Raw genomic sequence first — 25,662 nt, 5'->3', positions numbered from 1 at the left:
TAAATAACTCATAACTACTTAGCGTTTTGGACATCAGTGAGAAAACCCCTACACTCTACCCAAGATTTGGACGGGCTGCGCCTATGAAAATTGCCTGTCGCTCATCCTCTTGCTCAAGCATTGAGTACAAATTTTTTTTTCAGCACCGCCATGCCTTTGAGGTTACATAAGCGTTAGCCTAAGAAGAAGTACGATCTGTGCTAAATAAAAAGTAATTTTTAGGGATTTCTAGGAAACTAGTAAATAACTATATAATGAAAAACTTTCAGGAGGAGCGGTAGTGAGCCTACAAACTCTCGTTGACCAAGCCACCATCCCCCCAGATTCAGGGTCAGCATCTAGTCCCTTTGATACAGATAGCTTTAATGAAGCTGTCATGTCTACCTACGCCCGGTTTCCTTTAGCCCTAGAACGGGGTGCTGGATGCCGGGTTTGGGATACGCAGGGGCGGGAATATCTGGATTTTGTAGCGGGAATTGCTACTTGTACTTTGGGACATGCCCACCCAGCAATGGTAGAAGCGGTAACACGCCAAATCCAAAAGCTGCACCATGTCTCTAATTTGTATTACATTCCTGAGCAAGGTGAATTGGCAAAATGGCTTGTCGATCATTCCTGTGCCGATCGCGTATTTTTCTGCAACTCTGGAGCTGAAGCTAACGAAGCCGCAATTAAACTGGCGCGGAAGTATGCCCACACAGTATTAGACATTGAAAAACCAATTATTTTAACCGCCCATGCTAGTTTCCACGGGCGGACTTTGGCAACGATTACCGCCACGGCACAACCGAAGTATCAAAAGTACTTCGATCCTTTGGTTCCTGGGTTCCACTACGTAAATTACAACGATATTAACGCTGTGGAAGTAGCGATTAGCGAGTTGGATGAAGGTGATTATCGGGTAGCAGCGATTCTGATCGAGCCATTGCAGGGAGAAGGCGGTGTACGTCCAGGAGATGTTGCCTATTTCAAAAAGCTCCGGCAAATTTGTGATGAAACTGGCGTTTTGTTGATTTTCGACGAAGTGCAAGTTGGTATGGGGCGCAGCGGCAAATTATGGGCTTACGAACATCTTGGCGTTGAACCGGATATTTTCACCAGTGCTAAAGGCTTAGGTGGCGGTGTCCCCATCGGTGCAATGATGAGCAAGAAATTCTGCGATGTTTTTCAACCAGGGGAACACGCCAGTACCTTTGGCGGAAATCCTTTTGTGTGTGGTGTAGCACTCAGCGTTTGTCAGACATTGGAACGGGAAAATATTTTGCAGAATGTGCAAGATAGGGGCGAACAATTGCGATCTGGATTAAGAGCGATCGCCGCAAAATATCCTCAGCACATTAGCGAAGTTCGGGGTTGGGGTTTAATCAACGGTTTGGAGTTACGAGCCGACATTGGGTTAACCGCAGCCGATGTCGTCAATGCTGCCATCCAGGAAGGTGTATTGCTAGTACCAGCCGGGCCAAAAGTAATCCGGTTTGTGCCACCGTTAATTGTTACAGAGGCGGAAGTCAATACTGCCTTGCAAGCTGTGGACAAGGCGATTGCAATTCTCACCAAATAGAATGTTGTTTGTTTTGTGTAGAGACGTTGCAATGCAACGTCTCTTTTTCATTCCTGGGAAATTTCTCGGTAAGCTTGCCGACACTGCTCATAATTGTCTGGCAAAATCTCGGCATTACCAAAACATAACTGCTCGTGAGTAGTAATTAAAGTTTCATAAGGCTGTATGGGAGTCACAGACGATCGCAGCAATTGCAGATATTCTCCATCGGTACGGCTGAGTTTGTGGGGTGCGATCGCATTTTTATCCAACTGCTGCAACATTGCTAAATAAACACAACGGCAAGCCTCACGGTAATTACCTTGACGGTAGAATTCTTGCGATCGCTCTAACAAAAGAGCAATGGATGAATCATTAGAGCGAGTTTTTACACGAAAATCAGTGAGATTGCTACTTCTATTTAGCCAAGAATATATGTAGGGACTGAATTCTCGCCATAATCGCCAACCCACCCACGCTATAAATAATCCCAGTACCAGCCAAAACAGGAATTTCAGCAATTCACCAAGCCAAGGACTAATTGACCATCCAGTAGGCAATTCTGGTAAAGCCCGTTCAAAGCGGTAAAACTGGTATTCCCACCATTCACCCGCTTGTTGTTGGAATTGAGACAACTGCCAACTCCAGCTAGTTTTTTCAAAAGTATCTGTCATAGAGGAGAGTGGGGGGCAGGGGAGCAGGGGAGCAGAGGAGCAGGGGAGCAGTTGCAGTAAGTTTTTCCCTTCTGTCCCCTCTGCCTCTAATGACCAATGACTAATTACTAATGACTCTTGACTCTTTTTTTATCATTAGCCAGCCGATGAGAACAAGTAGCGCACCGAATGCAAGAAATCCTAGATCCCAAGCTAACTCATTTGGGCCTGGTTTAACATGATGGACACCGAGAATTTGATGGTCAATTAAACCTTCAACCAAGTCGAATAACCCAGTCCCAATCAGTATCGATCCAATAAAGGTTTGTGATGACCAAGGAACATCATCACGTCTTCCAGCACGCCATAGTAACACAAGTCCTGCCACGGTGAATACCCAATTTAAGGTATGAAAGAACCCATCCCATACCATGTTCAAATCTATATTCGCCCTGTTTGTCAGAGGTCTAATGTTACTCAGCATGTGATGCCACTGGAGGATTTGATGCAGTAAAATTCCATCAATAAACCCTCCAAGACCCACACCAAGAAAAATTCCAGCAGTGATTAGTGGTGCGCGTCGGTTGAAGGTTTCACTTTTCGCCTCCATTGTCAACCTCATAGATAGGCTTTTCTACCAAAATACAACTCTTTTGAGAGAAATATCTTCTATCTTGAGGCCAGTGCGATCGCTCAACTTAAATTAATCAATCTTCAAATTTACTCTGCATACCCGCTTTGGCTGGGTCGAAATCTTGGGGAAAATGGGTGTTGCGTTGGCGTAGCCTACCGTAGGTAATCGCAGTCTGCTTTTTCCAGGTTCGCTCCTTTAAGAGCAGCTTGACGGAGATTTGCTGACATCAATAATGCTCCCCTAAGATCGGCATCTTTCAGATTAGCTTGACTAAGAAAGGCAAAACTCAAATCAGTTCCCCTCAAATTAGCGCTACTCAGGTTAGCTTCACTCAGGTCAGCATAACTCAGGTCAGATCCTTTCAAGTTAATACCTTGCAAATCAGCATTACCCAATTCTGCTTTACTAAAGTTCCGTTTTCCTGCTGCATAACTCTCCACGAGAGAAGCGGCACTATTTATAGGCTGTTGAAAATTGACTTCAGGCATATAACAGCGTCACAGGTTGTCTCGTTATTACTTTCATCTTCCCTTTTTAATTACGAATTACGTTAGCGCAGCGGTAGCGAGTCCGCGAGTGTCATTACGAATTACGAATTACGAATTAGTAATTATTTGTCCATCCTTGTTAAATGTAATACATTAGCTCCTTCTGTTCTCGGATCGATCTTCGTTCACAAAGGTCTTGGAGTGTATATTTTTCCAAAACGGAGTTAGCAGCCTGACGTGCTTCTTGCCAAACTTCCTGAATTAGCTCACCTTCTACCGTGTTGGGAGTCGGCTCAGAAGGAGAGACAACAATATCCGATCCTTCCATGCAGCTAAAAGCATCCAACACTGTAATCTTTCCAGGATCTCGTGCCAGAACATAGCCACCTTTGGCTCCGCGTATACTCTTAATTAAACCTCCACGTCTTAATGTCGCTAGGAGTTGTTCTAAATAGCGGTTTGGGATGTCTTGCAATGCCGCTATCTCTCGAATTTGTAGGGCTTCACCGTTAGGGTAGCAGGTTGCTAACTCTAACAGGGCTAGAAGTGCGTATTCTGATTTGTTAGAGATTACCACAGGCGTAATATTTTAAGCTCATATTTAAAGATACAAAGTCTTTGAATTAGTTTCCCTAAGCTACTGCGAAGAAAAACTTTACAATCAACCTATTCTTGACCGGCTAACTCTACTTTAAAGACCTTCCAGTATACAAGCAATTACTTTTTTTTCTAAATTCAATAAATAAAAGTGATTGATTCGCTATACATGGAAATTTCTTGAAAATGGCAGAATGACTGTAAAGGTGGTTCCCGCACCGATCGCACTTTCGACTGTAATCTCGCCGCCATGTAAATCTACAGCCTGCTTGACGATGGACATCCCCAATCCCATTCCTACAATATTGCCTGTATTACTGGCGCGATGGAAGGGTTCAAAGATGTGTTCAATGTCAGAAGCGGGAATGCCAATACCAGAGTCTTGAGTCTGAAATATAGCTTGCTCGTCGGCAGTGGTTACAGAAAACCTAACTGTACTACCAAGGGGAGAGTATTTTAGACAATTTGAGAATAAATTACTCAAGATTTGCCGTAGTAGTTTGGCGTCTAAATTAGCTGGTGTACATTGGCCCTCACTGCTAAAAACGATCGCATGTTGTGAGCGATCGCTCTGTTGTAATTCTTCTAATAAATCGCGGCAAAATTCCACCAAATTTATGGGTGTTGGATTAAACTCTAACTTGCCTGTTTCATCCTGACTCACCATCAATACATCATTCAACAACTGGGTTATATGCATCACTGATGCTTGAATGCGACGCAGGTGGGTTTGTTGTCGCTGTTCGCTCCAGAGGTGGCGATAATGTTCTAGTAGTTCCGCAGAAGAGTGGATGGTAGCCAAAGGGGTGCGAAACTCATGGGAAGTGATGGTGAGCAAGCGGGATTTAAGTTCGCTAAACTCCCTTTCTTTAGCAAGTGCTTGTCGCATCGCCTCTTCTGCCCATTGCAGCTTGGCTTGGGTTCGCTTGCTTTCGCTAATATCCCGCAATAGCCAGCGCAGACTAACTAACTCACTAGATTGATCGCGGATAGCAGCAACCTTAACCGCAGCCATAATAGGTGTTTTGTCACGCGGCCGCAGGGTTACTTCCCACTCTTGCATTTTCCAGTCTGGGAATCGGGTGCGATCGCGCAGATGATTCAGTTTCAAATGAAAAGCAATTATTTCTTTCTCAAGCACAAAAATCCCTATGGATGTGCCCAACAGCAAACTTTTGGAAATGTTGAGCAGAGTGGTGGCGGCTGAGTTAGCTTCCTGAATTATCCCTTTTGTATCAGTCACAAAATAAGCGTCTGGTACTTCCTCAAATAATTCTTGGTAGCGTTGACTTTCTGCTACCAAAGCCTGTTGAGTTTTGAATAATTCTTCATTCTGCTGCTTTAAATCTTCATTTACTAGTTGCAGTTCTTCCAAAGCGAAGTAAACTTCTTTGAATACTGCGTTGACGAGTTCAATATCTGCTTGTGCTTTTTGCTGTTCGCTCTGGCGTTGCAAGAGGGCGACGCGCTTACGCATATTCTCTATCTGCAAAGCTAAATCGTCCAAATTCACGCTCTTGCTCCTAATTTTTAAAGTTGGGTTTTTTTAAATTCCCTACTTGGACGATCTTAGCTTTTAGAGTTTAGCAGTTATCACTAATTTCAATCTAGTTTTAGGTGATTTGAGTTCTTTGGGGTAATTAGGACTGAATACAGCAGAATCCAGAAGTAAAACACTCTTTCTAGCTAGCTTTAAGACGAATCATTGTGTACTTCACTTTCCTTCAAATCTGCTGTCAATAATCAAGCAGTTTGCGTTTGTTTAATGTTTTCGTTTGGAAATGTTACTCAATTGCTCTCGAAGGTCAGCCCATTTAATACCTTCTAGGCTGGGCAAAACAATATGAGCGGCTCCAACTCGCTCAACCGGGCCGAGTCCTATTGCCCACATCCCAGCAGCTAGAGCGGCTTCAACACCAGCTGCGGCATCTTCTACAACTACAGATTGCGCTGGTTCGATTCCTAGTTGCTTGGCTGCGTACAGAAATAGGTCGGGTGCTGGCTTGGGTTCTTGTACGCTGTAACCGTCTGCGATCGCATCTACTTTATCAGCAATGCCCAATCGCTCGATCACAGTCTGGGCATTTTTACTCGCTGAACCAATACCGATCTTAATACCAGCTTGCCGCAGTTCATCCAACAAGGCGATCGCACCTGGTAACAAATCGTGGGATGTCATGTTTTGGATCAATTCTACATAGTAGCGATTTTTGCGCTCCATCATCTCTTCAATTTGCGCTTCCGAATACGCTCTATCGCCAATAATCAGCATCAGAGAAGCACGACGGGATACACCCCGCAGGGCTTCGTTAGCTTCTCGATTAAACGGTATACCCTCTTCATCAGCTAGCTTTTGCCAAGCGAGATAGTGAAGTTCTGCTGTATCTGTTAGCACACCATCTAAATCGAAGATGAATCCTTGGATGTTGGGGTTGTGGGGAGCAGCACTTCGGCTCCCTTCTCTACGAGAGGCTGCACCAACGGCTCCGCTCAGGGCAAGTCGCTCAGTGACCGGGGAAGCAGGGGAAGAAGTCTGGTGTTCAGAAGCTTGTGAGTGGGAATTTGGGGGATCGGGGGAGAGGGAAAGTTGGAGAAATTCTAGTTGACGAGTTATCTCTTGGGCGACTTTTCCCTGATGTAGATCGAAGTCGTGCCATTTCCCGCGCCAGTGCAGTCTAAACTTTAGACGCGTCCAGCCAGGGGGTAGGTGGGGGTTGGCGACAGGGCCATTTTCAGTTAATTGGATGCCGCCGAATCCAAAAATTACAGCTTGCCAAATCCCACCAGCACTAGCGCCGTGAATTCCATCGTTGGTGTTACCTCGGTTATCTTCAAGATCCACCATTAACGCCCGCATAAATTGTTCGTAAGCTTCAGCTGATTTGCCCAAATCGGAAGCTAAAATGGCTTGAACTGCTGGGCCAAGGGACGAACCATAAGTAATATCAGTGCGGGGTGCGTAGTAGTCCCAGTTTGTCTGCAATGCTTTTTCGTTGTAGGGAAAATCTGCTGATTCCCGCATTAAATATAGGAGCATTAATACGTCTGGCTGTTTGAGTACTTGAGATTTGTTGGTTTTATCAATACCTAAGATCGGTTGCATAGAGCGATCGCGTGGTTCATAATCTGCTAAGTTGATATCTTCCAATTGGAAAAATCCCTCGAACTGCTCGATTAGTCCTGTTGATGGGTCATAGAAAAACAATATTTTGGCGATGATATCTTGCCAGTGCGATCGTTCCTCTGGGGTCAGCTTTAGTTTCTGTTCTAGTTCGGTGGCTCGTTCGGGGAATTTGTCAGCCAACCAATCATAGACGGCGATCGCTTTTTCTAAATGCCATTGCGCCATCCGGTTTGTAAAGGCGTTATTGTGGACTAATTCATGGTATTCATCCGCTCCGATTACTCCTCGAATTTCATACCGTGAGCGCTCAGAATTAAATTCGGCTCGGCTACCCCAAAAGAGCGCGGCATCTAAGATAATCTCTGCGCCGTACTTTTGCATCCAATCATCATCACCAGTAGCTTGCCAGTAGTTCCAGACTGCGTAGGGGATATCTGCATTGATATGAATTTCGCGATCGCGACACCAAATGCGCACGTCTTCGCCATAAAAATCACTGCCGATAGCCCAACGTGGTGTTACTTCATCTCCGGTATCAGCACTTTCCCAAGCAAACATTGCCCCTTTATAGCCGTAATGGGCTGCCTTGCGTCTAGCTCCTGGTAAGGTGTGCCAACGGTAACTGAGTAAGTTGCGGGCGATCGCTGGTTGAGTAAACAGAAATAGAGGTTGCATAAAAATTTCTGTATCCCAAAAAATATGACCGCGATAGCCAAACCCCGAAAGGGTTTTAGCAGGAATGCTCACCCTGTCATCATCTCGTGGGGCAGCAATCAGCAGTTGAAATAGATTGTAGCGAACAGCAAAAGTAGCTGTGCTATCCCCCTCAATCAGGATGTCACTTTGCTGCCAAACCTCATTCCATGCCTGCTCATTGGCTTTTAGTAATGTTGCGTAGTCTGGCAGTTGTGCGAGTTTTTCTTGAGCTGCTGGAACTGGTGCTTCAATCTCCCGCGAGGTAAAAACCGTCACAAGTTTTTCCACCGTCACAGTCTGCTGCGCTTTACCCAAGAAGGTTGTACTCAAGGTAGGATAACCAGGTGCGGTATTGACTTGCAAAGATGCTTCAGTGCCTAATATTGTCATCTTAGCTGCCATACCAAGTTCAATTCGAGAGTTGCGCGTGCGGCGTTGCAACCAGATTCCTTGATTAGTCTTGCCCTGATCTAATTCTTCCCAGTGATTGAAACCCTGATTTTCGGGATAGCCATTGATGCTAGCTTGAACTTCGATTAACCCCTCAAAATCTATTGGTGTTAAATGGCAGCGTAGCGCCAACACGTGCGGATCTGCAAGACTAGCAAAGCGTTCAAAGCTAATATCTATGGTGTTTCCACTGGGAGAGCGCCAACGCACGGCCCGAATCAGTAGTCCTTGGCGTAAATCAAGCTGGCGATCGTAGCTCAATATCTCACCTCGATCGAGACGGAAGCGATCGCCATTTACAATCACTATCAAGGGTAGCCAGTCAGGGCAATTTACCAGTTCAGTGTATACCACAGGCACATCATCATAGACACCGTGGATAAAAGTAGCTGGCAATGCATGAGTATAACCTTCCTCAAAACTGCCTCTGGTTCCCAGGTATCCATTGCCGATTGTAAAGACGGTTTCTTTGGAGTGCAATTGCTCAGAGTCAAACTGGGTTTCGATTAATATCCAGTCTGTGTAGATAAAATGGCGAGAACGACCTTTTGTTTGCATAAATTGGAGATTGGGAAATTTGATTCCGAGGTGGATGAACAAGTATCTGAGGTGGATGAACGGAGTTCCGAGGTGGATGAATCAGTCTTTTAGCTTAATGCTTCAAGTTCTAACTCCTTCTGATAGACTCAAAATTCCCATCCAGTCACAATTACGAATTACGTTAGCGAGTATTCGTTCGCTTTTAGCATCTCGTAGAGAGCGTCATTACGAATTACGAATTACGAATTACAAATTAGTCCCCATGTGCTTTTCCAAAATCTTTTCGACTCTGGGTTTATAAATGAGATGAAATAAGGTTTCCATGTAGCGATCTCTGGCTTCGTTATTTTCGGGAGCAACAAAATTCCAAAAACTAAACATTTTCGCAAGCAGTAGTAATTGATTGCTATGTAAATGCCAATTATATTTGTGATGAATTCGTTGACTCATCCATTCTGAAACTTCTGGCCAGTATTCAGCATGAGTATCGCATTGCTCAAGGAAGTCTAAAATTTTTGTTGCTGTTTCTTCTAAGTCTGTAGGATTAACATTAAATTGGTTTTCTTTGTTCTCGATAATTTCTAAAGAACCGCCAAATTGAGTAGCAAAAGTCGGCAAGCCAGAAATCATCGCTTCCAAAATACTCCGACCGAAGGATTCAAAAAGGGCAAAATGGACATAAATTCCCTGAGAATCGGCAACTACTCGGTAGGCTTCGCCGATGTCGCTGCTAGGAACACGCATTCCCACCCAGCGAATCTTGCCATCAAGATTATATTGGTCGATAATGTCGTGGAGTTTTTTAATTTCTTCTGCTTCTTCTGGGTTGCTAGCTTCATGTAGATGCAGTTTAGTAGTTAAGAGAATCAGGTTACAACGCTCTTGCAACGCCTGACTTTTACCAAAACATTCAGCTAAACCAGTGAAATTTTTGATTGAATTGATGGTATCAAGGGCAAAGATTGGTCGATTATTGGGACGTTCTAAATGTCCGAGAATTTGTGGATCTTCGCGGGTAAAGAGTAAGTCGTGGACTTGTGTACAAAGTTTAGAATCTCGGTTTTCTTTTTGGCTGTAGGGAAAGAAAATATTTTCATTTACTCCCGGCGGCACTAAGTTAAATTTAGGACTAAACAAATCAATTCCATCAACTACATGATACAACTGCGGCATCGTAAACCACTTATACGACTCGTATTGACCTATCGTATCAGGCGTGCCGACAATTTCTTGATAGGACGATGTGATGATAAAGTCAGCTGCATTCATGCTAATCAAATCGGCGGTGAATTGTGCCGAGAAATGATATTTATCTTCTAAATCTTGCCAATATAAATTGCTAAATAGATATTTAGGCTTTTCCAAAGAATGGGCAATGTTACACTGGGTGACTTTCATGCGGCGAGATAGCAGAAAGGCCACTAAGTTACCGTCGCTGTAATTGCCAACAACTAGATTAGGCTTACCTTGGAATTGAGCTAGTAATTCTCTTTCTGCATCTACAGCAAATTGCTCTAAATAGGGCCAAATATCAAACTTAGAAATCCAATTATTCGTAATTTCTGGATTGAATTCACCAAAAGGAACGCGCAATATCCAAGCATTTTCGGTATCTTGCACTTTTTCTAAGGGCAGGTTACAAAATGTGCCTTCACAGTTAGGAATTAATCGAGTCAGAATAATCACATGGGGTTTAATGCCTAGCTGGTCGAGTCCAGCGAGTTTGATTTGTTCGCGTAGTTCGTTTTCTAGACTGCGAGCTTGTTCGAGGACGTAGATAACTTGACCGAGTGTTTCATCTCTTCCCAAAACATCCTCTTGTCCAACCCAGCCGTGGACGGAAACGAGGACGACGCGAAAGACGGCGGGGACGCGGGCTACAAATGTTTCTAAAATGCCGGGTTCTGGGGAGTAAATGAGTCGGTCGAGGAGTTCTAAAGTTTCGGAGACTCGCGCCGCAGTGTTACCCCAACCCGGCTCAAAGCCGAGTTCTTGGAGGTCAAAGCTAAATTTTTCATAAGGTTCATCAGGCGATCGCTCACTCAGCAATTTCAGCGCTAGCTTAATTTGTTTGGCTAACTCAATACCGGAAGAAATGCGATCGCTCAACAATAGGCGAATACCATTGCATTGCAGCCTATGTAATGCTTTAAATAACATTTCTACCCAATATTCAGAGTCAGTCAACAATTGATTGCACAGGTAACGATTGAGAAAGGCTAAACCTTGACCAATATTTCTCGCGTCGTCAATTCTTGGAGAACTCTCATAGAAGGGGTGGAGGTCGATTTCCAAAATATGGGGTTGGTAGCGGTTGACTAGACGATCTCTCACATCTAACAGCGCTTGAGGCGTCATCTGCTCGAACCTGCTAAAATCGGCTGTCAGTTGCCAAACTTCTTGATTAGCAATCCTCGGTCGAATCACGAACCAAGTACTTTCCTCTTCGAGAATTATTTCATGGGTGTACTGTATTAGTTTGCCAACAGAAGAAGAGTGGTAAAAATAAGCTGGCTTTTGGGATTGATGACAGTAATCAGCAAAAGCTTGCAAAATCTCGTTTCTTAGGAAGTAATGCTTACCTGAAACACTCAACGCATAAATCAACTGATGTAGAGCAGTTTTTTCATCACCGTTGGAGAGAGCTTGAACTAGTTCATACATGATGACGAATTCCAGAAATTTAGCTAGGTAACTACCTCATTTTTCTTTCCAGTTTTCGGTTTGCTTGAGGTATATTCCCCAAACGATCGTAAATTACTATAAAAATCTTCGCGTCTAGCTCTGGGATGAAAAACTGTGAGAACTTCAAATCTATGGGATGAGAGAGTGGGAAGGCAGACAAGGGAAAATTATTGAACGAGTTTCTTTCTCAGGTATAAAACACTATTTTCGATTAAGTACTAAAGCCAAATTGGCGCGATCGCTAGTAGAATATCACCCCATAACTAACAATTAAAAATTAATTTACGATAAATTAAATCTAGCAATTTTTAGTAGAATCAAATCAAATGTAAGCAGATTATTTGATTATTTGATGGGTTTGTAGTGAACGATTTATCGCTCAATTTTAAGCACTGAAGTGCTTACTACAAACTTTTATAACCATTCAAAACTTTTGCGATAGACTACTAGTCTGATATCAAGCCTATATTAATAACTTTTTGTAGTGCTTTTTCAAAGCTTATACCCTGTTTAAGAGCGATATACAAAAATACTATTGCAGCTGAACGAATTGAATTATCACAATGTATCAGAATCGGTTTGGGTAGTTCAGTGATGGTCTGATATATCTCAAGCATACCTTGATGATTAATATCTTCAGATTTAGTTTGGAGATTAAGATAATACAATCCCAAAAGCTCAGTTTTTTCCTGTTCATTAGCCAGCAAGCCTGTTTCGTCAGGCAAACGTAGGTTCAGTACAGACTTATAACCCTCATCAGCTATTTGTTGTAGCTGATCTAGTGTAATTTGCCCTGCGATCGCTAACTCATCATTAATCTTCCTAACAATATTCATCAACCGGATTAACCCCATTTTGCCAATGTTATCCACACCTAAATTTAAGAAAAAAATTTGAGGATCTTGTGAGGGATTAGGCACAAGAGGCAGAGGGAAAAACTTACTCCCTTATCCCCTTATCTTTACTATCCTCTAAATAGATGGTGTAAACTGTTCAATAATTCTCTGGCCGTATAGGGTTTTGATAAAACTACTTGCACATTAACATCAGCAGCTTGAGCAAACACTTCTATAGAGTTCAGCCCGCTACAGGCAATAATTTGAAGCTGGTTGTTCATTTTTCGCAAGGTGCGAATAGCGGTAATTCCATCCATTTCTGGCATCATTAGATCCATCAACACAGCATTGATTTGATGCTTGTGTTGGGCGTAAAGTGCGATCGCCTCAATGCCGTTACTGGCAGTGAGTATCTGATAGTTATGGTTTTCTAGGATGATTGTGGCGATCTCTCGAATTTGGGCTTCATCATCTACAACTAAAATAAATTCTCCCTCTCCTGGGAGCAAATCCAGGTCTTCTATCTTGAATACTGGGGTTGCTTCTACAGCTGGTATAAACAGGTCAAATTTGCTGCCTCTACCAACATTGCTAGATACTTTAATAAAACCGTCATGGCTTCTAATGATGCCCAACACTGTTGAAAGTCCGAGTCCCGTACCTTTGTTGACTTCTTTTGTGGTGAAAAATGGCTCAAAAATTCTATCTAATATTTCTGGCGGTATCCCAATTCCGTTATCGGCAACGGTAATCACAATATAATGCCCAACCTTGGCATCAAGATTCATTCTGGTATAAGCTTCATCAATAAACTTATTTTCCACAGAAATATTGATATTGCCACCATCTGGTAAGGCATCGCGGGCATTTACTAACAGATTCATTAACACTTGATGTAGTTGTGTAGTATCCCCAGCGATCGCGCAAATATCTTCTGGGATAACGGTGGAAAATTCAATAGATTTGGGAAATGTCTGTTTAGCAATTTGGATAATTTCTGAAATCAGATACTGGACTTGAATAATTGTCGGCTCTCCTTTACATCCCCGTGCAAAGGATAAGACTTGCTTCACTAAAGCTGCTCCGCGTTTGGCGTTGCTTTCTATCAGTGTCAGCAATTGCCCAGAAAGCTCTCCGTCTTGGAAAAATTTCCCCTGTAATAATTGAGCAGCTGCCAAAATTGGTGTCAATATATTGTTCAAGTCGTGGGCAATACCACCTGCAAGGGTACCAAGGCTTTCCAATCGCTGGGTGCGAAAAAACTGCTCTTCGAGTTGTTTCTTTTGGGTGATGTCAGTGTCAACAGTCAGGATGGATTTGGGATCTCCGGCAGAATCGCGCATCAATGTCCAACGGCTTTCCACAATAATTTTCTGACCGGATTTTGTAACTTTATGTAACTCACCTTGCCACGAGCCACTCTCAATTACGCTTTTTAGTGGTTCTTGCAATTGCTGCTGAATTCCGGCTGGGTATAAAATATCGTGGAGGTCTTTGCCAATAACCTCTGTAGAAAGCCAACCATAGATCCGTTCTGCACCTTTATTCCAGAATAAGATTTGAGACTGGAAATCTCGAACTAATATGGCGTCGGTAGCGATATCAAGTAGGGCGGCTTGTTCGGAAATTTTTTGTTCCGCCAGCTTGCGCTCGGTGATATCCCTATTTGTACCGATGATCCGGATCGGCTGACCGATTTCGTTATAGTAGACCTGACCTTTGCAGTTTAACCAGTGTAGGCTGCCGTCGGGCCAGATAATTCGATACTCTATAGATCCCTTTCCTTCCTCAATCATGCGAGCTATAGTCGCAGCTACAGATTCGCGGTCTGCTGGATGAATTAAATTGAAATAGTCTTCAACAGTTGGACACAAGATATTGCTCGGCAGACCATAAAGTAGCCCCATATTGGCAGACCAAACACAAGTATTGGTAATCAGGTTCCGATCCCATATCCCTATTTGGACGGCTTCGGTCGCTAAACTCAATCGCGCTTCACTTTCCCGCAGTGACTCTTCAGCCAGCTTGCGCTCGGTGATATCTTCAGCAATGCCACCATAGTAGTTAACTTGTCCTTGGTCATCATAGACAGCAAAACCCCGATTCCAAATCCAACGGATCGATCCGTCAGGTCGCAAAATCCGATATTCTGCTGAAATGGATTGACTGCCACTAAGCAGTTGCTCGATTGATTGGGTGGCGCGATCGCGATCGTCTGGATGAACTGTGTCTACCCAAAATGTTGGCTGCTCAAATAGACCTTGGGAAGATCGACCCCAAATCTTCTCATAAGCAGGACTAATGTACAAAGGGTAGAATGAATCTGCGCTAGCAATCCAGATCGTGGCGTGGGTGTTTTCGGAAAAAGTGCGGAATTTCTCCTCACTTTGGTGTAATGCTGCTTCGGCAAGTTGGCGGTCGTGTAGCGCGGCTCGCTGTTCGGTAATATCTCTGCCTACCAGTTGTATTTCAACAACCTCTTCTTTGTCATTATGAATTGCGATCGCATTCCATTGAAAGTAGCGGATACCGTTGACTGTAAATGCACATCGCTCACAATTAGTCAAGGGATAAGATGAAGATCCTAAAGCTATGATACTTTCCATCACTTGAGGCAAGTCATCTGGATGAAGAAACTGGAAAAATGGCTGACCACGAAACTCATCTTGTTTCCAGCCGAAGGTTTGACAAGCTGCCACATTGGCAAAGGTAATCTGCCCCTGCAAATCAATGCGAATAATTACATCATTTTGGCTTTCCACAAGTTGGCGATAAAGGTTTTCGCTCTGCCGTAATGCAGCTTCTGCGCTTTCACGTTCAATAATTTCTTGTTGCAACAGGACGTTAGACATCACAAGTTCTGCTGTCCGTTCCGTTACTCGTTGTTCTAACTCCTCGTAAGCTTGGTGCAGTTTTTCTTTCACAACCTGGAGTTCTTCGAGGGCTTGCTGAAGTTCCTGATTAACTTGCATCATTTAAGCCGATTGTGCCTCAACCCATAATTTTAAATTATTTTGACTTTGGCTGTGGACTTGCTCTATCTCAATTGGCTGAATATTTTCTGACCGATCGAGACAATAGCTTCGACTAAAAAACTATCAGGGCTAATCGATCGTAGAGAATAATTAATAACATGATCTAAGCTAGCTAATTTAAGTAGTTGCTCGTTGAATTTTATGGTTAATTTGTCAATTATAGTGAGCTTCCTGGAATTTATCTGAATATAATTTGAGGATTTTGTGAAAAAACCGCTCAATCAGCCTGAAAGTATTACTTAATAAATATGTATAAGTTTTGCTAATTTATTAAGTATTTTAACTATCCTCACAAGTTCCTTATATTTAAAGACTATAGTCAAAATATAGACAGTTTGTTTTAAATATTTACGGGCTTCTCAAGTAGCTGCCCTGAATTGCAATAACACTTTTATGAACAGGATTTGAGAAAAATATGAATTACTGCCCTTGCTGCTCAAGCTTACTTTTAGAACATATACGTGGTGCAGAGACTTACTGGTTTTGTCGCCACTGCTGGCAGGAAATGCCTATCTATGATTGGAACGAATCCAGTTCATTCGCTGATGTTGTCATGGGTAAACTACCTAGAAAGCCTCAACAAGAAAAACGTAGGAGTACTATTGTTTACGCAAGCCAATGGCAATCGATTACCGAATGGATTGGGCTAGAAGAGTTATCTACGTAATCCAATTTACTGAAATCATTTAGTATAATGATTTTTCTTAATTTCAGTAATCAATTGCTCAAGAATGTGAGACTTTAGCCAAAGTATCAGGTACTAACTGATACAGCTAGAAAAAGAAGACAGAAAACTTTCTCAAACCTACAGCCAAAGAGGTGAGGTTGCTTCTGAGGTTAGGCTATATCTGACTTGAGGTAGCAACCTCTAATTGACCATTCCCATAGAGAGTAGGGGAACCAGAGGACAATGGTAAGTTTGTAGGGCAACTCTAAAAAACTTGTATGTACACCGTAGTAGTCATGTCAATAAATAATTGATGGATAAATTCCTTCTAGAGACGGCGATTTATCGCGTCTCTCTAACCGTCAAAATGAATTTGACAGACTAGTAGCTCGGTGTTCAATAATTATCGTTGGAATAAAGAAGGGAGAAAAAGGGTTTGAACCTTGTTTACTTTTCTTTACACAGTTTGTTTTGAATGCGCCAACTTTCTTAACAGAGAATTGTTGCTACGCTAGCGATGCTTCTCTTATCTTTTCAAGCATCTCAGCCATCCATCAAGATTTATTGCTTACTTTAATAATCTCTTGCTTATAGCCCTCGATTAATTCGAGAGTTTTTAATGTTGAAAAATGAATTTTTAATTTTGATTGTATTGGGATGCAGCTAATAGTGGTTTAGCTTTATACAGCCTCAATCATTTTCCCAATATTCATGATTCAGTAAATCGATAATTCTATCTCTGAGTAGAAATTCATTTTTTTCTAACTCAAGTTCAAAATTAACCCAGTCACGATGAGGAATATATTTACAGAGGGTATAAATTGGCTGCTGACGGTTAACAAGTCTCTTTTTAACAAGTTGAAGCGCTTCTTCCTGAATAACCTTGATGTCATATTTAACCGTAGTATTCATAAGTCGTTCCTTTATTTTCAATCAAGGAATTAAGACTCAAAACAATAGTTGCTTTGACTCTCCCTTAAACTTATCAAATAAAATTGGCGAGAATTGTGAAGAATCAAGACATTAATAGTTGCTGGAAGTTAAATACAAGAGATTTCAACTTCTCTACGAACGCCAACAGCGTGTCGGAGACAGAGGCTACGCCAACATGAGATACAGAAATAATCGATCACTTTCCCCTTTGTAAGTGTTGCCACTACGTTGGTCAGCCCGACTGACTTGTTTGCTCTTAGACTTTCCGCTATGAAAGCAAGTGGGGTGCGGGTGGGGGAAAGGTGTAACTTGTATAGTTACAAATAGTAAAATACTCTTTATGGATTTAAGTATACCCTCTTTAGATAGTTTCTTGTAGAAGACATATCCAGAAATTAAATAATATGCACGATCTAGAACCCTTGTAGAGACATAGCATCGCTACATCTTTCTACATTCTTTTTCACCAAATGTCTAGAGCAATAAGGTTAGGACAACAAGCTGCAAACATCAAAAGAGAATGATAGATGTTCTCTGGGCGACTTGTCAGAAGGTAGGCTAGGGTAAAGAACATTCTCTAGAAAACTTATATTATGCTCCTGAATCTTGATAAAGTTCGTCAATATTTTCCGGCTCTAGCTGGTGAGTGGACTTTTTTTGATAATGCCGGTGGGTCACAAACCTTGAAAAAAGTAGTAGATAGAATTAGCGAATTTCTCCTCAGCTCAGATGTCCAATTAGGAGCTTCTTATGGAACCTCTCAACTGGCTGGAGAACGATTGGCTTTAGCAACTAGGAGAATGGCTACTTTCATTAATGCTAATTCTTATAAAGAAGTAGTCATGGGGCCATCTACTACAATGATGTTGAAAGTTCTTTCAATATGTCTGGGTCAAACCTTTACACCTGGTGATGAGGTGATTGTTACTAATTGTGACCATGAGGCCAATATTGGTGCTTGGGTCGCTCTTGAAAAACAAGGAATGAAGGTTAAAGTGTGGAAAGTTCGCCCAGATACTTTAGAACTTCATTTAGCAGATTTAGAACCATTGATGAGTCAGCGCACAAAACTGGTAGCCTTGACTCATGCTTCTAATGTTCTGGGAACCATCAATCCAATCAAAGAAATTGCTGCATTTGTACACGATCGCAACGCTATGATTTGTGTAGATGGTGTAGCTTATGCACCTCACAGATTAGTTGATGTCCAAGATTTAGATGTTGATTTTTATACTTTGAGTTTTTATAAAGTCTATGGGCCGCACCATGCTCTACTTTATGGCAAAGAAGAACATTTATTAAGATTGCCTGGTCTTAACCATTATTTTATTGAACAAACAGATATACCTTATAAATTTCAGTTAGGGAATGTCAATTTTGAATTAAGTTATGGAATGTTAGGTTTATGTGATTATTTAAGTGAATTAGCACAATTGCACTACGGAAATGAAACCGCACCTGATTTGAGAAATCAAATGATGCAAGCGTTTGATTTAATTAGCATACATGAAGAACATATTAGCGATCGCCTCTTAAATTACCTCAACAGTAAGCCGAATGTGCGAGTGATTGGTCAAGCAAAGGCTGACCGGAAATTCCGTGTACCAACTATATCTTTTGTCGTTGATGGAATAAATAGCTCAACTATTCCCGCAAAAGTTGACCAACATTATATTGGGATTCGTTATGGGGACTTTTATGCCAAACGGCTCATTGAATACCTGGGGTTAGCGTCCCAAGGTGGAATAGTCCGGGTGAGTATGGTGCATTACAACACCCTTGAAGAAGTTAACAGCTTGATTGAGGCTTTTGAGCAGACATTTTAACTAATTCGTAATTCGTAATTCGTAATTCGTAATTATTAGGTTTAATTCAAGATGCTTGGGTTAAACCTTTTTTCATCTCCTGCTCTCCCTATCTGTCTTAAAGCCAAGCAATTGAAGTTGAATTCTTCCTCTCCTACAAAGATACTACGCGCTCGTCTATACGTGCTTTTATTTCACACAGTGTCTAAATCCCTTTATGCAACTGTTTTTAATTACGAATTACGAATTACGAATTACGAATTACAAAGCTGTAAAACTTGCACTTCTTCTTGTGGCGAAATTAACGTTTTACCCACTGGTAGAACAGCTAAGGCATTGGTTTGAGCTAAATTAATTAAATTGCCAGAACTGTGACTACCTCCAGCTTTGTGAAATTCATAAACACCATCAATTAAATGCAATTTACCCCAAAGGTAAGTTTCACGTTTGCCGTTCGATCGCAATTCATCATGCGATCGCACTTTCAAAAATCTTGGTTCCCAACCTTCAGTAATTCCCGAAAGTTTCTTGATTGCTGGTAGCACAAACCGCCAAAATGTTACCAACACAGCAGCAGGGTTGCCTGGTAAACCAAAATAAAGTGGGGAGTTTGTAGAGACGCGATTCATCGCGTCTGTACTGGGGAAAGTGGCGACAGTCAGGGGTTTTCCTGGACTAATTTCCACAGCCCGAATGTGGATTTTTGCTTTTAGTGACTCTAGAATTTTGTCAATATAGTCATAATCTCCCACTGAGACGCCACCAGAAGAGAGAACTATATCAGCGATCGCAATGGCGTGGGCAATAACTTTCTCCAAAGCAACTGGATCGTCTTTCACAATGCCTAAAATTAACGGTTCTGCGCCACTTTGTCTTACCAAAGCTGCCAGCGCATACTGATTAGAGTCCACAATTTGCCCTGGTTGCAACGGTCGATCGACTATCACCAGCTCATCACCAGTGGAAAAAATTGCCACACGCGGACGGCGATAAACACTTAATTGCGGACACTGTGCTGCTGCCAATACCGCAATTTCTGAGGCATTTAACTTAATTCCTGCTGGTAGTAGTTGTGTTCCAGCTTGATAGAAAGATGCTTTGTGTCTGACAAATTCTTGCGGTTTTGGCGCATCCAGTATAAACAGGCGGTTTTCCTCGCGGCGTGTCTTCTCTTGCATGACTACAGTATCCGCACCTGCTGGGATTACCGCACCCGTGAAAATTCGTGCGGCTTGCCCTAGTTGAATCGTAGACTTGGGCTGATACCCAGCCGGAATCTCTTCAACAATTTCTAAAATAGCTGGTTGTTCGGCGTTAGAGTGCTGTACATCTTCGTAGCGAACTGCGTAGCCGTCCATTGCCGAATTATCCCAATGGGGAAAATCTAGCGGACTGGTGACAGGTGTTGCCAAAATGCGACTATCTGCTGTCAATAAATCTACAACTTCTGTATCCCGTTGACGATCCAACGGCTGCACCAAATTTAAAATAATTGCTTCTGCATCGCTGACTGATAACATAGCGATCGCCTCCGACTTTTATTCTTTATCCCTGTAAAATAACACTGAGGACTCAATCAACAGAGCATTTTGTTCTAATGATTCTGATTTTTTGAAAGCTGCTTAATTTTATTGCTTGATTTTGGAGGTTGTTTTTTGTCTTTTCTATACCCCTAAACGCTTACGTTAAGAGTAATTTGGCTCATCTCTACCAATACCTAATTCTCTTAGCTTTACTTTGATACTTGCCCAGTCTTGACCACAGTAGTAGTATTTTTTCTCTAGTAAGTTTACCAAATAGTATCCTACCTTCCCGCCATTAATCCGAAATAATTCAATCACAACTTTCTTTTTAGTTGTACCGAACATGAATTCTATATCACTCTCATTTGGTAGATTCAGTGGGTTATAAAAGGTTTTACCTTTAAGAAAATGCCAATAAGATTTTTCTGGGGTAATTTTACGTTCGATAATTCGGTATTTAATAGGATGAATTATTTTTTCCATAGGACTTACGCAAGAGCTTTCTGAAACTCTTATTTCTCCGTGTCCTCTGCGCCCTCTGTGGTTCGTTTTTTCATGATTTTGCGTAAGTCCTGTTCCATAGAAACTTCTTAAGAGGTTGTTTGAAAAGTCTAATATATTACTCACTGGGCGACTGGAAGTCGCCTAATACTTTTCAAACATCCTCTAAGAGTTAAACTTTTCTTTTATCCCTGTAAAGTAACACTGACCAATTTTAGATTTTGGATTTTGGATTGATTTCTGCTTGAGGCTAAACCCCAAACTACACACTGTTAGTAAACCGATAATTATGCTTCCCTCGGGGACTTTGGATACCTGAACCGAATTGTTGCTTAAATCTAGGATTTGCTTTGTGCCTACTGTATCTCTATTGTTAAAACCAAATTCTTTAGCTAGAACCTCATCACTAAAACCTTCATCTATGAGTGCGAGATTATTATTAAGCCATGCGTCGCCGGGAAACTCATCATCTTTGCCAACATCAAAAGGGCCAAAGATTTGCTCGGTAGTACTATCAAAGTTGAATCTCAAAAAGCCGTAGTTAGATACGCTATTAAGCACTGGAGTGAAACTATTGATGAGATTACTCAAAGGATCGAAGAAAGAAATTGAGAGAGATTGCAAGTTTTTCGTAGCTCCCAAACCATTTTCAGAAATGACGCTGGGAGCAGTTGTTGTATCGTAGTTAAATGAACCTTTAGCTGAATAACCAGTATTTCCTTTCCAATTAAAGTTGAACTCAGCAGCATGAGCTAGGTTGTTGGTGGTTATGGCGATCGCTAACGCTAAAGTAGTAGTCGTCACCAGACTAATAGCTGTTTTGGTAAACAGATGTGTCATAGATACAACTTCCAAATAAATTAAAATGAAGTTTCTACAACAATACAATATAGATGTACAACCCTACTGTATGTTGCATCCATGACGTGTAGTAGCTGCTCTATGAGATGCCAACCAAGTACTAACAGAGTATAAAAAGTGTGTAGTTGCTTGATCCTATTTTTAAGTCGTGCAGTTGGCAGGGGTACAAATTTTTGTTGGCTGGTTTTTGTTCCTTTACAGCGCAGCAACTAGCCAAGTCATCATCTTAATATTAAAAACAGGAGCGATCGCTATTTCCCAACCCCTAAATAAAAATACCTATTTTGTATGAGTATCGAACGACTTCCCCAAAAACACTATCCCAAGGCTGAGATTGGACGCCGAGGTATGGCATTGGGACTTGATTTCCTTGGTGTCTGGTTAGTCAGTTCCCTACTGGGAGGCAGCGATATCGGGATTCAATTTGTTGAAATCTTAGTTTTTGTAATACTTTGGCTGTTTTTGCGGGTAGTGGTGGTATACAACAATCAAGGCCAAAGTTTAGGGCGTTGGGCGTTCGATTTAAAGGTGTTGGAAGTCGAAGATGGGGAAGTAGTGGGCAGAATTCCCGATTTGCTCTCACTGGTGAAGCGAGAGGCGATTATTGGCTTGGGTGCTTTATTAGTGTCAATTGCCCTGAGCAATATTAGAGCCAATCCGACTGCTATACTGCTAGTAATTCCCCTAGCAATTGATTGCGGGACTGCCTTCTCTGATACCCAGATGCGGCAGGCTTTACACGATCGCTATTGTGGAACTTTCATCGTTTCGTCGCGTCGTGGCTACTCGCTCGATATAAAAATTAAAAGATTAGTTGAAAATATGCGGCGGAATGTGAGAAGATAGTCATTTGTGTTTATTCTCTTCAGGCTTCACTGTTTGTAAGATTATGGCTAAGAGTAAAGGTGCCCGCATTATTATCACACTAGAGTGTACTGAGTGCCGGACAAATCCAGATAAACGTTCTGCTGGTGTTAACCGTTATACCAGTACTAAGAATCGTCGCAACACCACCAACAGGCTAGAACTGAAAAAGTTCTGCACCCACTGCAACAAACATACCGTTCACAAGGAAATTAAGTAGAGATGAGTTATTTCCGTCGTCGCCTGTCTCCGATCAAGCCAGGAGAACCAATCGATTATAAAGATGTTGATTTATTGCGTAAGTTTGTCACCGAGCGGGGAAAGATACTGCCACGTCGGATTACCGGACTTACGTCTCAGCAACAGCGAGAGTTGACATTAGCAATTAAACGTTCGCGGATTGTGGCTCTGTTGCCATTTATCAATGCGGAAGGCTAAAAAGAGTGATGAGTTATGAGTGATGAGTGATGAGTTAAGAACCAAAACTCCTAACTCCTAACTCCTAACTTAAAACTATTTAAACTGTTCACCAAATTAGAGTGCGAGAGTTGTGGAGAAGGGGACGCTAGTTGAATTTAGGGTTCAAGGCGATCGCCGTCTGGGCATCGTAGAACGTCCAGACGGTAAAACCCGCTGGTTTGTGGTAGACGAACGTGGTCAATCCCACAGCCTCGCGCCTAGACAAATAACCTATACAGTTACCGGACAGACTTACAAGGCTTCTGAAATTGCCAGCTTTTTGGAGCAGATCGAGCCTTATTTAGACCCATCTAGTTTAGAAGTGGCTTGGGAATTACTGGTTGAAGATGGGGAAACAGTTACCCCAGACCAAATGGCGAATCTGCTATTTTCAGAATCAGCCGCGCCTCCTCGTTACGCCGCCTATTGCTTGTTATCAGACGACAAACTTTATTTCAAGCAAAAAGGAGACGCTTACGAGCCGAGAACTGCTGCTCAAGTGGCAGAACGCAAGCACCAACTGGAAGTAGAGGCACTAAAAGCTAAAGGACAGCAGGAATTTTTAACTCGTGTAGAGCAGGCGCTCAAAGGTGAAGCAGTAGAGTGGCAGCGCCACGATCGCCAGCGCTTAGAAGGACTAGAAAAATACGCAGCGCTGATAGCTGACACGGTGCGGACGGGGGTTAATTATGACTCCTTAGCTCGTGCTTATCCGCCCAGCGCTCCAGTATTAGAAACTATGACCATGCTGGGACGGCCCACAACACCCCAAGGGGCTTTTCAACTATTAGTAGATTTGGGTTGCTGGAGTCCTTATGAAAACTTGTTCCTGCGTCGTTCTTCAATTCCGATTCAATTTCCTCATAAGGTATTAGAAGTGGCGCAACAGCGTTTGGATTTCCCGCCGATTGACTCAGATACAAGCCGCCTTGATCTGACTCACCTGAAGGTTTACACCATTGATGATGAAACTACCACAGAGATCGACGATGGTCTAAGTTGGGAAGTATTGCCTGATGGACGGGAACGCCTTTGGGTGCATATCGCCGATCCCACTAGATGGTTAGTACCGGAAGATGAATTAGATTTGGAAGCCAGAAAGCGCGGTAGTACAGTCTATTTACCGACGGGAATGATTCCCATGTTTCCAGAAGTGTTGGCAACTGGGCCAATGAGTCTGATCCAGGGAAAGGTTTGTTGCGCCCTAAGTTTTGGAATTATTTTGGGTACAACTGGGGGAGTGGAAGATTATAGCATTCATACCAGCTTTATTAAGCCGACTTATCGCCTTACCTACGAAGATGTAGATGAAATGCTGCAATTGCGGGTACAAGCAGAACCAGAAATAGCTGCGATCGCTATTTGGGCACAGCGGCGCAGAGCTTGGCGTTACGCTCAAGGGGCAATTAGCATCACCATGCCCGAAGCAACAATCAAAGTCAAAGGTGAGGAGATCCACATTGATATTTTGGACGATTCCCCATCGCGGCAACTGGTAGCAGAAATGATGATTGTTGCCGGTGAAGTTGCGGCTCGTTATGGTAAAACTCATAACATCCCTTTGCCTTTTCGCGGTCAACCGCAACCAGAATTACCTCCAGATGAGGAATTGCTTCTACTTCCAGCTGGATTCGTTCGCGCTTGCGCCATGCGTCGTTGTATGCCCAAGAGTGAAATGAGCATTACGCCTTTGCGTCATGCTGGTTTGGGCTTGGATACTTACACTCAAGCAACCTCTCCCATCCGCCGCTACAGTGACTTACTCACCCATTTTCAAATTAAAGCTCATTTGCGGGGTGAAGTTCTGCCATTTTCCGCAGATCAACTTAAAGAAGTGATGATGACTGTCACCAGTATCACCCAAGAAGTGACGATGGTGGAACGACAAACTAATAGATATTATGCTCTAGAGTATTTACGCCGTCATCCAGAAGAAACTTGGGATGTAACAGTGTTGATGTGGCTGCGAGAAGACAGCAACTTAGCTCTAATTTTGTTAGAAGATTTGGGCTTGCAGTTGCCAATGGCTTTCAAACGTTCCGTGAACTTGGGCGAACAGATAGTAGTGAAAGTGAGCCACGCCGATCCACAAAAAGATATGATCCAGTTCCAAGAAATAATTTATCAAGAAGCCCAAACAGCGGCGAATTAACTAATTCGTAATTCGTAGTTCGTAATTCGTAATTGATATTACGAATTATTTTCAACTTACTCCAAAAACTTTCTGACTTTTCACAATATCTGGAAAAAGTAAGTTGTACGCATTGTAAGTGTTTATCGGGATTTAGAGTAGAGATAGTTTTCTTAAGTGAGGATATTCCTTAAGATTGTATTTGATGTAAGCGATCGCTATCTCTAGCCAATATGTCAGAAAATAATCACAAAGTAATTATTTTTGATACCACCATGCGTGATGGAGAATTGACGCCTGGTGTAAAGATGAATTTACAACAAAAAATTACTATCTCTCAATTGCTCGAAGAAATGGGAGTAGATATTATTGAAGTTGGTTATCCAGCAAGTTCTCAAAAAGATTTTGATGAAGTCTTTAATATTTCTAAAATAATTAAAAATTCTACTATTTGTGGGCTAGCTAGTTCCAATTCAAATGAAATAATCACTCTTGCTGAAGCAATTAAACCAGCGATAAAAGGTAGAATTCACACTTATACTCCGGTAAATCTGAAAAATCAGTCTAAATTAAGCAAAGAAGAAGTATTATAGCGGTTATTAGTCTAGTCCAGTACAATAGGAAAGAGCAATTTTACTGA

Annotated in this window: 20 protein-coding genes and 1 pseudogene; 8 read left to right on the top strand and 13 right to left on the bottom strand. The window is 42.2% G+C overall.

Features of this window, described 5'->3' with window-relative positions; all coding sequences use genetic code 11:
• The first annotated feature begins 280 nt into the window (after positions 1 to 280).
• A complete protein-coding gene (locus ACM0OX_RS23250; protein ID WP_414517350.1) occupies positions 281 to 1,561 on the top strand; it encodes an aspartate aminotransferase family protein in 1,281 nt (426 codons plus the stop codon).
• Between the two features lie 47 nt (positions 1,562 to 1,608).
• Here ACM0OX_RS23250 and ACM0OX_RS23245 read toward each other — a convergent pair whose 3' ends face one another.
• From ACM0OX_RS23245 to ACM0OX_RS23205, 9 genes and pseudogenes are all read right to left on the bottom strand, one after another.
• Complete coding sequence (locus ACM0OX_RS23245) at positions 1,609 to 2,214, bottom strand: DUF4129 domain-containing protein (RefSeq protein WP_414517349.1); 606 nt, start codon at positions 2,212 to 2,214, stop codon at positions 1,609 to 1,611.
• A gap of 100 nt (positions 2,215 to 2,314) precedes the next feature.
• Positions 2,315 to 2,803: a DUF2243 domain-containing protein gene (locus tag ACM0OX_RS23240; protein ID WP_414517348.1), complete on the bottom strand. Its 489-nt coding sequence runs from the start codon at positions 2,801 to 2,803 to the stop codon at positions 2,315 to 2,317.
• Between the two features lie 97 nt (positions 2,804 to 2,900).
• A pseudogene (locus ACM0OX_RS23235) lies at positions 2,901 to 3,315 on the bottom strand (pentapeptide repeat-containing protein).
• A 139-nt stretch (positions 3,316 to 3,454) separates the two neighbouring features.
• Entirely contained in the window at positions 3,455 to 3,892 is a 438-nt protein-coding gene (locus ACM0OX_RS23230) for an RrF2 family transcriptional regulator (protein ID WP_289795696.1), read from the bottom strand.
• 183 nt (positions 3,893 to 4,075) lie between these two features.
• Positions 4,076 to 5,425 (bottom strand): ATP-binding protein, encoded by a 1,350-nt coding sequence (locus ACM0OX_RS23225; RefSeq protein ID WP_414517347.1) that lies wholly within the window; start codon positions 5,423 to 5,425, stop codon positions 4,076 to 4,078.
• Between the two features lie 249 nt (positions 5,426 to 5,674).
• A complete protein-coding gene (gene pgmB / locus ACM0OX_RS23220) occupies positions 5,675 to 8,740 on the bottom strand; it encodes a beta-phosphoglucomutase (protein ID WP_414517346.1) in 3,066 nt (1,021 codons plus the stop codon).
• Between the two features lie 228 nt (positions 8,741 to 8,968).
• On the bottom strand, positions 8,969 to 11,386 hold the full coding sequence (locus ACM0OX_RS23215; RefSeq protein WP_414517345.1) for a sucrose synthase: 2,418 nt from the start codon (positions 11,384 to 11,386) through the stop codon (positions 8,969 to 8,971).
• A gap of 467 nt (positions 11,387 to 11,853) precedes the next feature.
• Entirely contained in the window at positions 11,854 to 12,243 is a 390-nt protein-coding gene (locus tag ACM0OX_RS23210) for a beta-lactamase hydrolase domain-containing protein (RefSeq protein ID WP_414517365.1), read from the bottom strand.
• A 128-nt stretch (positions 12,244 to 12,371) separates the two neighbouring features.
• Positions 12,372 to 15,218, bottom strand: a complete 2,847-nt coding sequence (locus ACM0OX_RS23205; RefSeq protein ID WP_414517344.1) for a PAS domain S-box protein — start codon at positions 15,216 to 15,218, stop codon at positions 12,372 to 12,374.
• A gap of 475 nt (positions 15,219 to 15,693) precedes the next feature.
• On the opposite strand from ACM0OX_RS23205, the gene ACM0OX_RS23200 reads away from it, so the two are divergent.
• On the top strand, positions 15,694 to 15,945 hold the full coding sequence (locus tag ACM0OX_RS23200) for a hypothetical protein (RefSeq protein WP_289795690.1): 252 nt from the start codon (positions 15,694 to 15,696) through the stop codon (positions 15,943 to 15,945).
• 690 nt (positions 15,946 to 16,635) lie between these two features.
• Here the strand turns inward: ACM0OX_RS23200 and ACM0OX_RS23195 are convergent.
• Positions 16,636 to 16,857: a DUF4327 family protein gene (locus tag ACM0OX_RS23195; protein ID WP_414517343.1), complete on the bottom strand. Its 222-nt coding sequence runs from the start codon at positions 16,855 to 16,857 to the stop codon at positions 16,636 to 16,638.
• A 614-nt stretch (positions 16,858 to 17,471) separates the two neighbouring features.
• Here ACM0OX_RS23195 and ACM0OX_RS23190 point away from each other — a divergent pair.
• Positions 17,472 to 18,704, top strand: coding sequence for a cysteine desulfurase-like protein (locus ACM0OX_RS23190; RefSeq protein ID WP_414517342.1), 1,233 nt, complete (start codon positions 17,472 to 17,474; stop codon positions 18,702 to 18,704).
• 233 nt (positions 18,705 to 18,937) lie between these two features.
• Here ACM0OX_RS23190 and glp read toward each other — a convergent pair whose 3' ends face one another.
• From glp to ACM0OX_RS23175, 3 genes are all read right to left on the bottom strand, one after another.
• On the bottom strand, positions 18,938 to 20,203 hold the full coding sequence (gene glp / locus ACM0OX_RS23185) for a gephyrin-like molybdotransferase Glp (RefSeq protein WP_414517341.1): 1,266 nt from the start codon (positions 20,201 to 20,203) through the stop codon (positions 18,938 to 18,940).
• Positions 20,204 to 20,368: 165 nt separating this feature from the next.
• Positions 20,369 to 20,833: a hypothetical protein gene (locus tag ACM0OX_RS23180; RefSeq protein ID WP_414517340.1), complete on the bottom strand. Its 465-nt coding sequence runs from the start codon at positions 20,831 to 20,833 to the stop codon at positions 20,369 to 20,371.
• A gap of 39 nt (positions 20,834 to 20,872) precedes the next feature.
• The gene (locus ACM0OX_RS23175) at positions 20,873 to 21,547 is read right to left on the bottom strand and encodes a PEP-CTERM sorting domain-containing protein (RefSeq protein WP_414517339.1); all 675 of its coding nucleotides are present in this window, start codon (positions 21,545 to 21,547) and stop codon (positions 20,873 to 20,875) included.
• 309 nt (positions 21,548 to 21,856) lie between these two features.
• Between ACM0OX_RS23175 and ACM0OX_RS23170 the strand changes: the two genes are divergently transcribed.
• The 5 genes from ACM0OX_RS23170 (at position 21,857) to ACM0OX_RS23150 (ending at position 25,615) form a co-directional block, all read left to right on the top strand.
• Positions 21,857 to 22,414, top strand: coding sequence for an RDD family protein (locus tag ACM0OX_RS23170; protein WP_414517338.1), 558 nt, complete (start codon positions 21,857 to 21,859; stop codon positions 22,412 to 22,414).
• 43 nt (positions 22,415 to 22,457) lie between these two features.
• Positions 22,458 to 22,652 carry a 50S ribosomal protein L33 gene (gene rpmG / locus ACM0OX_RS23165; RefSeq protein ID WP_069069844.1) on the top strand — a complete coding sequence of 65 codons (195 nt, stop codon included), beginning with the start codon at positions 22,458 to 22,460 and terminating at the stop codon, positions 22,650 to 22,652.
• A gap of 2 nt (positions 22,653 to 22,654) precedes the next feature.
• Positions 22,655 to 22,870 (top strand): 30S ribosomal protein S18, encoded by a 216-nt coding sequence (rpsR, locus tag ACM0OX_RS23160; RefSeq protein WP_012411240.1) that lies wholly within the window; start codon positions 22,655 to 22,657, stop codon positions 22,868 to 22,870.
• Positions 22,871 to 22,982: 112 nt separating this feature from the next.
• Complete coding sequence (locus ACM0OX_RS23155; RefSeq protein WP_414517337.1) at positions 22,983 to 25,043, top strand: ribonuclease catalytic domain-containing protein; 2,061 nt, start codon at positions 22,983 to 22,985, stop codon at positions 25,041 to 25,043.
• Between the two features lie 212 nt (positions 25,044 to 25,255).
• Positions 25,256 to 25,615, top strand: coding sequence for a hypothetical protein (locus tag ACM0OX_RS23150; RefSeq protein WP_414517336.1), 360 nt, complete (start codon positions 25,256 to 25,258; stop codon positions 25,613 to 25,615).
• Positions 25,616 to 25,662: the final 47 nt, after the last annotated feature.

This window comes from Nostoc sp. PCC 9305, from assembly GCF_963920915.1.
Lineage (GTDB): Bacteria > Cyanobacteriota > Cyanobacteriia > Cyanobacteriales > Nostocaceae > Nostoc.
The sequence above is the reverse complement of the archived record's forward strand: the minus strand, read 5'-3'. Positions and strand labels throughout refer to the sequence as shown.

What these genes read in the sequence shown, in the direction of transcription:
- ACM0OX_RS23210 (WP_414517365.1), bottom strand. Translation starts at nt 12,243, where the DNA reads ATGAATATTGTTAGGAAGATTAATGATGAGTTAGCGATCGCAGGGCAA.
- ACM0OX_RS23215 (WP_414517345.1), bottom strand. Translation starts at nt 11,386, where the DNA reads ATGTATGAACTAGTTCAAGCTCTCTCCAACGGTGATGAAAAAACTGCT.
- ACM0OX_RS23205 (WP_414517344.1), bottom strand. Translation starts at nt 15,218, where the DNA reads ATGATGCAAGTTAATCAGGAACTTCAGCAAGCCCTCGAAGAACTCCAG.
- pgmB (WP_414517346.1), bottom strand. Translation starts at nt 8,740, where the DNA reads ATGCAAACAAAAGGTCGTTCTCGCCATTTTATCTACACAGACTGGATA.
- ACM0OX_RS23240 (WP_414517348.1), bottom strand. Translation starts at nt 2,803, where the DNA reads ATGGAGGCGAAAAGTGAAACCTTCAACCGACGCGCACCACTAATCACT.
- ACM0OX_RS23245 (WP_414517349.1), bottom strand. Translation starts at nt 2,214, where the DNA reads ATGACAGATACTTTTGAAAAAACTAGCTGGAGTTGGCAGTTGTCTCAA.
- ACM0OX_RS23150 (WP_414517336.1), top strand. Translation starts at nt 25,256, where the DNA reads ATGTCAGAAAATAATCACAAAGTAATTATTTTTGATACCACCATGCGT.
- ACM0OX_RS23175 (WP_414517339.1), bottom strand. Translation starts at nt 21,547, where the DNA reads ATGACACATCTGTTTACCAAAACAGCTATTAGTCTGGTGACGACTACT.
- ACM0OX_RS23190 (WP_414517342.1), top strand. Translation starts at nt 17,472, where the DNA reads ATGCTCCTGAATCTTGATAAAGTTCGTCAATATTTTCCGGCTCTAGCT.
- rpsR (WP_012411240.1), top strand. Translation starts at nt 22,655, where the DNA reads ATGAGTTATTTCCGTCGTCGCCTGTCTCCGATCAAGCCAGGAGAACCA.
- ACM0OX_RS23170 (WP_414517338.1), top strand. Translation starts at nt 21,857, where the DNA reads ATGAGTATCGAACGACTTCCCCAAAAACACTATCCCAAGGCTGAGATT.
- glp (WP_414517341.1), bottom strand. Translation starts at nt 20,203, where the DNA reads ATGTTATCAGTCAGCGATGCAGAAGCAATTATTTTAAATTTGGTGCAG.
- rpmG (WP_069069844.1), top strand. Translation starts at nt 22,458, where the DNA reads ATGGCTAAGAGTAAAGGTGCCCGCATTATTATCACACTAGAGTGTACT.
- ACM0OX_RS23195 (WP_414517343.1), bottom strand. Translation starts at nt 16,857, where the DNA reads ATGAATACTACGGTTAAATATGACATCAAGGTTATTCAGGAAGAAGCG.
- ACM0OX_RS23200 (WP_289795690.1), top strand. Translation starts at nt 15,694, where the DNA reads ATGAATTACTGCCCTTGCTGCTCAAGCTTACTTTTAGAACATATACGT.